Below are 6,668 nucleotides of genomic sequence, written 5' to 3' on the forward strand. Positions count from 1 at the left end.
GTTGACCTGCGCGAGTGCGGCATCACCGCCCCGGGCATCCGGGCGATCTTCCCGGCGCTCGCCGCCTTCATCACCGCGGCGAAGCTGGAGCCCTACCGGGTTGCCGAGCGGCGCGGGGAGCTCAAGCACGTGCTCGTGACCGAGGCCGCGGACGGGCAGCTGATGCTCCGCTTCGTGGTGCGCTCGGAGCACCTCATCGGGCAGATCCGCAAGCGGCTCCCCGAGCTTCGCGCCGCGATCCCGCGGCTGCGCGTCGTGTCGGTCAACCTGCTCCCGGAGCACAAGGCGGTGCTGGAGGGGGAGCGCGAGGAGGTGCTCACCGAGTCGGACGCACTGCCGATGACCGTGAACGGCATCGACCTGTTGCTCGGCGCGCGGAGCTTCTTCCAGACAAACACGGCGGTCGCCGCGGCCCTCTACCGGCAGGGCCGGGACTGGGTGAACGAGGCCGCGCCCGCGAGCGCGTGGGACCTGTTTTGCGGGGTCGGCGGCTTCGCGCTGCACAGCCAGGCCCCCGATCGCTCCGTCACGGGGATCGAGTTCAGCGCCGAGGCGATCGCGAGCGCCGAGCAGACCAGGGACGCCCTGCACGCGGCGCACCCCGGCGCGGGCTACGACCGGGTGCGTTTCGCCTCGGGCGACGCGACCGCCTTCGCGCTCGGGGAGGGGAACGACCCGGAGCTGGTCATCGTGAACCCGCCGCGCCGCGGCATCGGGCCGGAGCTCGCCGCGCGCCTGGAGGCCTCCGCGGTCTCCCGGGTGGTGTACTCCAGCTGCAACCCGGACTCGCTCGCGGCGGACCTCGCGGCGATGCCGAGCCTGCGCCCCGCGCGGGGGCGGCTGTTCGACATGTTCCCGCACACGACGCACGCCGAGGTCATGGTGCTGCTTGAGCGCGGCTGAGCCCGGCGGGCCCAGCCGCGCGCGGGCTCAGCGCGCGAGGCGCTCGGCGACGTAGTCCACGTCCTTGTCGCCCCGACCCGAGAGGTTGACGACGAGCACCGCGTCGGCGGGCAGGGTCGGCGCGAGCCTCACCGCGTGCGCGATCGCGTGCGATGACTCCAGCGCCGGGATAATCCCCTCGACGCGCGTCAGGAGCTGGAAGGCGGCGAGCGTCTCCGCGTCCGACACCGAGACGTACTCCCCGCGGCCCTGCTCCTGGAGCCGGACGTGCTGGGGGCCAATGCCGGGGTAGTCGAGTCCCGAGGCGATCGAGTGGACGGGGGAGGGCTCGCCCGCGGCGGTCTGCAAGACCCGGGTGTGCATGCCGTGCAGGGTGCCCGGGGTGCCGAGGGTCATGGTCGCGGCGTGCCGGTCGCCCGTGAGCCCCTCGCCGCCGGGTTCCACGCCGATGAGGCGCACCTCGGGATCATCGAGGAAGGCGGTGAACAGCCCGAGGGCGTTCGAGCCGCCGCCGACGGAGGCGATGAGCGCGTCGGGCAGCCGGCCCTCCGCTTCGAGGACCTGCGCCCGGGCCTCGCGGCCGACAACCGACTGGAAGTCGCGCACCATGCTGGGGTAGGGGTGCGGCCCCACGACGGAGCCGATCGCGAAGAAGTACTCCTCCGGGTTGGCCGCGTAGGTCGCGAAGGCCGAGTCCACGGCCTCCTTCAGGGACTGCCCGCCCTCGTCCACCGCGACCACCGTCGCGCCGAGCAGCTCCATCCGGACCACGTTCGGGTGCTGCTTGGCGACGTCAATCGCGCCCATGTGCACCTCGCAGTTCAGGCCGGTGAGCGCGGCGGCGGTCGCGAGCGCGACACCGTGCTGGCCAGCGCCGGTCTCCGCGATCAGGGTGCGCTTGCCCATCCGCTTCGCCAGCAGGGCCTGGCCGAGCGTGTGGTTGATCTTGTGCGCCCCCGTGTGATTCAGGTCCTCGCGCTTGAGGTAGACGCGGGCACCGCCGAGGTGCGCGCTGAGGTTCTCGGCGAAGTACAGCAGGGAGGGGCGGCCGACGTATCGCGAGAGCAGCGCCTGCAGCTCCTCGTGGAAGCTCGGGTCGGCGCTCGCCTCGGCGTAGGCGCGGGCGACCTCGGCGATGGGCTCGACGAGATGCGGGGGCAGCGCCGCGCCGCCGTACTCGCCGAAGTATCCGTGCTCGTCGGCGAGGTACTGGGCGCTCGGCGCGACCGTTGCGGTGTTCGTCATGGGGGCTCCTGGGTGGTGTGGCCCGCCGCGCCCGCCCGCAGACGAAGAAACCGCCCGAGTGACTGGCACTGCGAGGCGGTGTGGTGTGGGTTCGCGAATGAACGTGGCCGCCTCTAGGCGTGCCACCACTGCCGGGTGAGGGAGTTCAAGCGCATGGCTCGAGCATAGCAGGGTCATCGCTCCCGGCACCCCGGCGAATCCGGGGCAGCTCTGTGCGTCCAGAGCTGCCCCGAATCCACCGCGCCCGCTGAGCTCATCCGCCGGATGCGAGCGGGCGCGGCGCGAGGTCAGTCAAAGACGATGACGCTCCGGGCGACCTGGCCCTGCTTCAGCTCCGCGTAGCCCTCGTTGATGTCCTCCAGGCGGATCTGCCGGGACACGAGGTCGTCGAGGTTGAAGCGCCCCTGCTGATAGAGATCGGCGTACATGGGAATATCCCGGAGGGCGAGGGTGGAGCCCATGAACACGCCCATCACGGTCTTCTGCCCGTATAAGAGATCCGTCATGCCCTCGATCTCAATCTTGGCCTCCGGCTTCTGCATGCCGACCATGTACGCGGTGCCGCCGACGGTGGTGATGTCGATTGCCTGCTGGGCGGTTTGCGTCAGGCCGATGACCTCGAAGGCGTGATCGACGCCCGGTTCCCCGGTGATCTCGCGGATCCGCTCGACGAGGTTTTCCTCGCTCGGGTTGATCACGTCGGTGGCCCCAAACTTCTTCGCGAGTTCCAGCTTGCTGGGCTGGAGGTCGATGGCGATCACTCGACGGGCGCCGGAGAGCGCCGCCCCCTGAACGGTGTTCAGCCCGACCCCACCGCATCCGATCACGGCGACGGTGTCGCCCACGCGAACCCGCGCTGAGTTAATTGCGGCCCCGGCCCCGGTGATCACGCCGCAGCCGAGGAGCGCAGCGCGATCGAAGGGCACCGATTTGTTGATCGAGACCAGGTTGTTTTCGTGCACCAGGGCCTGCTCGGCGAAGCCGCCAAGGTCGGCAAGCTGGAGGACCGGTTGGCCATCCCGGGTAATGCGGGGCGGCTGATCGGGGGTGCGCTGGACGGTAGCGGTATCTTCGCACCGGTACGGGGCCCCCGATAGGCACTGCTTGCATACCCCGCAGTGGCTGATGAGAGACCCCACCACGTGATCGCCAACGCTCAGGGTGGACACGTCGGGGCCCACCGCGGTCACGATGCCAGAAATTTCATGACCCAGCAACGCGGGCATCGGGAAGCCATAGTCGTTCTCGACGATGTGCAGATCGCTGTGGCACAGTCCAGAGGCTTTCACCGTGACCAGGACCTCGCGACCAATGGGTTCCGCGAGTTCGACCTCGGCGATTTCGATCGGGTCGCCAATTCGGGTGAGGAGGGCAGCTTTCATGGAAAAAACATCCTGTTCATATCGTCATTGATAGAGGTGACGCGGAGGGAACCCCCGCGTTCCCAGTATATGCGACAGGTGTAATTTAAACTACGAGTGTTGCTTAAACCACCACGCGGGTAGGCTCTCCGTCAACGTGGCCAGGAAGCGTGCTCGGTCGAGCGTTGGCTGTTCCCGGGTGAGCCAGGACGAGATCGCGCCAACCAAGCCGTTCCCGACAAACTGCGCGGTGATCTCCCGATCGATCAGGTCGAGCTCCGGGGCGAAGGGTGCTTGGTCGGCCAAAAACCCCCGGATGGATTCAGCAAAGTGCTCACTGAGCAGGTGATGGGTCGCATTTTCGTTGGGGATGGACAGGGCCGTGCGGTAGAGCATCCGGTGCTGTTCCACGTGATCGAGCATCTCGGTGAGACCGAGCACGACCACCTCGCGGGCGTCGGCGTTGGCCTCGTGGCGGCGCCTGACCCCACGGTCCCGGATCGGATCCAGTTCCGCGTTCAGGGCGGCAAGCAACGCATCGTTCGGGGAGGCAAAGTGTTTGTAGAACGTCACCCGATTGATTCCCGCGGCCTCGGCCAGCTGGGTAACGCTGATCGTGGAGACGGGGGACACTGCCGCGAGCTCGATTACCGCGGCGTGAATCGCGGCCCGCGTGCGGAGAACTCGTGGATCAGCCATCCACCCAGCCTACTGTCCGGGGTGGAGCGCTACACGGGCTCCGGACGCGTGAGCTCCGCGATGCGCGCCGCGTGCTCGGGGGAGGCGTGCGTGAGGAGCGTCCGGTCGCCGAGCACGAAGCTCGACCAGTCGAAGGGGGGCGACATCGTGGTGCCCACGAGGCACCACTCGCCCGCGGGGGAGGAGCCCTGCATCACGCCCGGCGGCACGACCGCCTGCGGGAGCTGCCCCGCCGCGTGATCCGGGCCGAGCAGGTGCTCGACCACCTCGCCGTTCTGGGTGATCGTGGTCAGTCGGAGCGCGGAGCCCGCGTACCAGTGGTACACCTCGGTCGAGCCCAGCGAGTGCAGCGCCGAGAAGTCCGGGGCGGCCAGCAGGTAGTAGATCGCGCTGGAGTGCTCGTCGAGGAACATCTGCCGGAAGAGGCCGCCCTCGTGTTCGAGCGGTTCCAAACCCAGCCGGTCCACCCAGGCCTGGGCCTCGGCGGGCAGTGCTGCGGGCGGGGCTGCGGGCATGTCCTGGCTCACTACGCCACCTGCGCTTCCGAGGTGCGGCGGAAGCGCTTGCTCACGAGCAGCAGGACGACGAGCGTCACCACGTAGGGGGCGGCGTCGGTGAGCTGCTGGGGCAGGCCGAGGCCCTGCATCCGGAAGCCGATCGCGTCCGTGAAGCCGAAGAGCAGGGCCGCGCCGAGCACGCCGACGGGGTGCGCCCGGGCGAGCATCACGGCGACGACCGCGATCCAGCCGCGCCCGGCGGTCATGTTCTCGGTGAACTGGACGACGTTGCCGAGGGCAAGCTGCGCCCCGCCGAGCCCGGCGAGCGCGCCCGAGAGCATGACCGCGCCCATCTGGTAGCGCTGCGGGTTCACGCCGAGCGTGGCCGCGGCCAGGGGCCGCTCGCCGACGCCGCGCAGCCGCATCCCAAACGGGGTACGGAACAGCACGACCCAGCTGATCGGCACGAGCAGCAGCGCGAGGTAGCCGAGCGGGGTGAGCTGGAAGAGCAGGCCGAGCCACGGGATGTCGCTCAGGAACGGCACCTTCCAGACCGGCAGCCCGACGATCCCCGGGTCGCGGAACACGCCCTGCGCGCCGAAGAGCGCGAGGAGCAGGAAGCTCGTGACACCGATCGCGAGGATGTTCATCGCGATCGCGAGCACGATCGGATCCGCTTTTCGATACACCGCGCCGTAGCCGAGCAGCAGCGAGAAGACGATGCCCGCGAGCATGCCGATGAGGATGCCGGCAAACCAGCTCGTGGCGAAGTACGAGCCCGCGACGGCCGCGAACGCGCCGACGAGGAGGATGCCCTCGAGCCCGATGTTGAAGATTCCGGCCCGCTCACAGATCATGCCGCCGAGCGCGGCGAGCAGGATCGGGATGAGGGAGCGCAGGACCGAGGCGACGAGGTCCTGGTCAAAGAGCGTCGTGAGGTCCATCAGGCACGCTCCTTCTGTTCCGCGGCGGCGGGGGCGGTGGTTGCGGTGGTCGGGGTGGCGAGCGAGTCAGCGGCGGGCGTGGGGCCGGCCGCCGTGACGGGGGCCGGATCCGGGTCCGGGATCACCGGCCGCTCGGGGTCCTCGCCGGGCTTCTTCCGCTTCGGGATGGCGACCCGGTAGGCGATCAGGATGATGACGACCGCCTGGATCACGGAGGCGATCTGGGGGGAGAGCCCGAGGTCGCGGCCCATCGCGGCTGCGCCGACGATGATCGCGGCGTAGAAGATGCCGGCGATGACAATGCCGCCGGGCCGGTACAGGGCGAGCAGGGTCACGAGCAGCGCGATCCAGGGGTAGTTCGTCTGCAGGAGCTGACCCTCGATGAGGCGGGTGCTCGGGGCGCCCAGGATGATCAGGGCCCCGATGCCGCCCGCGATGCCGCCGGAGAGGGCCATCGTGCGGAGGGTGAGCGGGGCGGGCTTGACGCCGGTGTAGCGGGCGAAGGCCGAGTTCTGGCCGTTCACGCCGGACTCAAAGCCGTACTTCGTGCGCTTGTTGATGAAGACGACGGCCACGACGAGGGCCGCGACGATGATCAGCGACCAGTTCACGTTCGCGAGCACCTGGGTAATCGGGTTCGAGGAGCCCAGGCTGTTCGCGAGCGCCTGCCCGAGGGCGGACTCCCGGGGCGCGAGCATCGGCAGCTGCACGGACTCGCTGATCTGCTTCGAGGCGACGAGCTCGGACTCCGGGTCCTTCAGCTGGTACCGGATGGCCCAGGAGGAGAAGTAGCGCGCGGGGTAGTTCAGCAGCAGCGTGGTCAGCAGGATCGGCACCCCGAGCCAGGTCTGGAACAGGGCGGCGATGAGCCCCCAGCAGGCCCCGACGACGACCGCCGTGAGGAGCGCGACGAGGAACACGAGCGGCCCGGGGCCGGGCATCGTGAGCGCCACGAAGCCGCCCGCGAGCGCCCCGATGAGCATCTGCCCCTCGGTGCCCAGGTTAATGATGCCCGCCCG

Annotated in this window: 7 protein-coding genes; 1 reads left to right on the plus strand and 6 read right to left on the minus strand. The window is 69.5% G+C overall.

The genetic code is table 11. From position 1 onward, the window contains the following. Window positions 1-903: methyltransferase domain-containing protein (locus OOT08_RS13955; RefSeq protein ID WP_325093394.1), on the plus strand; the 903-nt coding region annotated here is incomplete at its 5' end. Between the two features lie 27 nt (window positions 904-930). Here OOT08_RS13955 and trpB read toward each other — a convergent pair. The 6 genes from trpB to OOT08_RS13985 form a co-directional block, all read right to left on the minus strand. After that, on the minus strand, window positions 931-2,148 hold the full coding sequence (gene trpB / locus OOT08_RS13960; RefSeq protein WP_325093395.1) for a tryptophan synthase subunit beta: 1,218 nt from the start codon (window positions 2,146-2,148) through the stop codon (window positions 931-933). Window positions 2,149-2,435: 287 nt separating this feature from the next. Then, window positions 2,436-3,530, minus strand: a complete 1,095-nt coding sequence (locus OOT08_RS13965) for a Zn-dependent alcohol dehydrogenase (protein ID WP_325093397.1) — start codon at window positions 3,528-3,530, stop codon at window positions 2,436-2,438. A 90-nt stretch (window positions 3,531-3,620) separates the two neighbouring features. Further along, window positions 3,621-4,208: a TetR/AcrR family transcriptional regulator gene (locus OOT08_RS13970; RefSeq protein ID WP_325093398.1), complete on the minus strand. Its 588-nt coding sequence runs from the start codon at window positions 4,206-4,208 to the stop codon at window positions 3,621-3,623. A gap of 29 nt (window positions 4,209-4,237) precedes the next feature. After that, a complete protein-coding gene (locus tag OOT08_RS13975) occupies window positions 4,238-4,723 on the minus strand; it encodes a cupin domain-containing protein (RefSeq protein WP_325093399.1) in 486 nt (161 codons plus the stop codon). A gap of 11 nt (window positions 4,724-4,734) precedes the next feature. Continuing rightward, window positions 4,735-5,649, minus strand: a complete 915-nt coding sequence (locus OOT08_RS13980; protein WP_325093400.1) for an ABC transporter permease — start codon at window positions 5,647-5,649, stop codon at window positions 4,735-4,737. Further along, on the minus strand, window positions 5,649-6,668 hold a 1,020-nt coding region (locus OOT08_RS13985), incomplete at its 5' end, for an ABC transporter permease (RefSeq protein WP_325093401.1). The genes OOT08_RS13980 and OOT08_RS13985, both read right to left, overlap by 1 nt.

The sequence above is a fragment of the Leucobacter sp. M11 genome (assembly GCF_035726885.1).
Classification (GTDB): Bacteria; Actinomycetota; Actinomycetes; order Actinomycetales; family Microbacteriaceae; genus JAPFRB01.

Excerpts from the sequence above, each read along its gene's own strand:
- trpB (WP_325093395.1), bottom strand. The coding sequence starts at position 2,148 with ATGACGAACACCGCAACGGTCGCGCCGAGCGCCCAGTACCTCGCCGAC.
- OOT08_RS13965 (WP_325093397.1), bottom strand. The coding sequence starts at position 3,530 with ATGAAAGCTGCCCTCCTCACCCGAATTGGCGACCCGATCGAAATCGCC.
- OOT08_RS13970 (WP_325093398.1), bottom strand. The coding sequence starts at position 4,208 with ATGGCTGATCCACGAGTTCTCCGCACGCGGGCCGCGATTCACGCCGCG.
- OOT08_RS13975 (WP_325093399.1), bottom strand. The coding sequence starts at position 4,723 with ATGCCCGCAGCCCCGCCCGCAGCACTGCCCGCCGAGGCCCAGGCCTGG.
- OOT08_RS13980 (WP_325093400.1), bottom strand. The coding sequence starts at position 5,649 with ATGGACCTCACGACGCTCTTTGACCAGGACCTCGTCGCCTCGGTCCTG.